The sequence below is a fragment of the Denitrobacterium sp. genome (genome assembly GCF_056180635.1).
In genome coordinates this window covers 1-2,202 of the sequence record NZ_JAZZJS010000053.1, presented here as the reverse complement: position 1 = coordinate 2,202, position 2,202 = coordinate 1, and the positions used below count along the sequence as shown (strand labels likewise).

Sequence of the window (2,202 nt, the reverse complement as noted above, 5' to 3'; positions counted from 1 at the left end):
ATCGCGCGGCATGGGTCGGAACAGACCGAGCAGGATGATGGCAATCAGCGCGAAGGCAACTGCCGTGCCAATGCCGAACTGCCCCAGCACCGCGAGCTTGCCCACCTGGAACACGATAAGCGCGATGGCGTACGCCCAGCCGCACTCCCAACCGATGGCTGCCCAGAACCACTTGTTGAAGCCGCCCATTTCGCGCTTGATGGCGCCCATGGCTGCGAAGCACGGCGCACATAGCAGCTGGAATGTCATGAACGCGAATGCGGCAACGGGAACAAGCGCCACTGAACCTGTGGTTACGGCCAGTGCCTGCATGAACTCGCTTGCCCACGGAAGCTCGCCGCCGCCGAACACGATGGCCATCGTGCCGATGACGTTTTCCTTGGCGATAAGGCCGGTGACAACCGTGGAGGCCGATTGCCAGTTATTGAAGCCAAGCGGCGTGAACACCCACGCGAACGCGTTACCGAAGTACGCCAGGAACGAGTGGTCCATGAGCTCCTCGCCGACCCACATGAACTGGCCCTCGTACATGCCGTAGCCCGAGAGGAACCACACGACCACGGTTGCCAGCAAGATGATGGTGCCGGCTTTCTTGATGAACGCCCATGCGCGCTCCCACATGCTGCGCAGCAAGTCAACGAAGCGCGGCAGGCGATACTCAGGGAGCTCCATGATGTAGGGCGTCGTCTCGCCGCGGAAGGCCCTGAACTTCTTCAGGATTATGCCGCTCATTATGATGGAGGCGATGCCCATGAAGTATGCGAGCGGGGCGACCCACCACACGCCGCCGAACACGGCGGTCGCGATGAGCGCGATGATGGGCAGCTTCGCCGAGCACGGCATGAACGTGGTGGTCATCACGGTCAGGCGGCGCGACGACTCAGACTCAATCGTGCGCGACGCCATGATGCCCGGCACACCGCAACCCGTGCCGATGATCATGGGGATGAACGTCTTGCCCGACAGACCGAAGCGGCGGAACAAGCGGTCCAGGATGAACGTGACACGCGCCATGTAACCGCAGCGTTCCAGTATTGCCAGCAGAAAGAACAGGATCATGATTTGCGGGACGAACCCGAGCACGGCGCCCACGCCGGCTACGATGCCGTCCATGATGAGGTCATAGAGCCAGTCAACGCAGCCAACGGCCTTTAACGCGCCGCCGAGCAGCACAGGGATGCCGGGAATCCAGATGCCGTATGCCTCGTGCGGCTTCGGCGCCGGCACCTGGATGCCCTGCGGCACCAGTTCGTCCTCATCTTCCTCCGAGGTCGCCTCGCCATCGAAGTTGTAAACGACGGCCTCGGCTGCCTGCGTGCGTCCTTCGGCTGCAATCTCCTCGTTGCGGGCGTTAGCGAGCGCTTGCGCTTTCGCTTCGTTCTTCTCGCCCACGTACACGTGGTAATCGGTCTCTGTCAGGTTCTCCTCGTCGATGGTCGTGTATTCGGCAATTACACTTCTGCTTGCGGCTTCCGTTTCGAAAGCCTTCAGCGCCGATTGCGCCTCGGTCGATTCGGGGTTGGGCTCGAATCCTTCGCCCATCGATTCCAGCAGCTCCTCATCGGGCTCGGCGAGGAAGTTGGCTGCTACGACATCGGTTTCGATTCCCGCCTCGGACGCAACATCCAAGTAATTAGCAATCGCCTCTTGAGCCTCGTCGTACGGTTCGGCGTCGGCATCGTAGCGCGCCTGAGCGCTTGCGTCGGGATTCACGATTGCGATGGGATCGAGGTACCAACCATCGCCGAACACGCCGTCGTTGGCCCAGTCGGTTGCGTAGCCACCCACGGTGCTGACGGAGATGTAATACACGGCGGCGATGATCACCACGAAGATAGGCAGCGCCAACACGCGGTTCAGCAGGACACGGTCGATCTTCGCGGTCGTGCTCATGGCGGGCTCGTGCTTCTTTTGAACCTGGTCGATGAAGCTTGTGATGAAGTTATAGCGCTCGTTGCTGATTACGGCGTCGGCGCGGTCGCCGAAACGGGCCTCGACTGCGCGTACGTGCCCGTCTAGGTCCTCGATTTTCCCCAGCTCCGCGAGCACCTTTTCGTCGCGTTCCAGGTACTTGATGGCATAGTAGCGCTTCAGCTGCGGAGCCACCTCTTGCGGCAGGTCAGCCTCCAGGTGCTCGATAAGTGCTTCCAGGTCGGGGGAGAAGCGTGCGGGTGAGGGGGCTTTTCTTTCCTCTGCTGCCGC

Annotated in this window: 1 protein-coding gene; it reads right to left on the bottom strand. The window is 61.4% G+C overall.

What is annotated here, in order from left to right; all coding sequences use genetic code 11:
- Positions 1 to 2,202, bottom strand: a 2,202-nt coding sequence (feoB, locus tag AC04P6_RS04880; protein WP_475565485.1) for a ferrous iron transporter B, incomplete at both ends; no start/stop codon positions are given.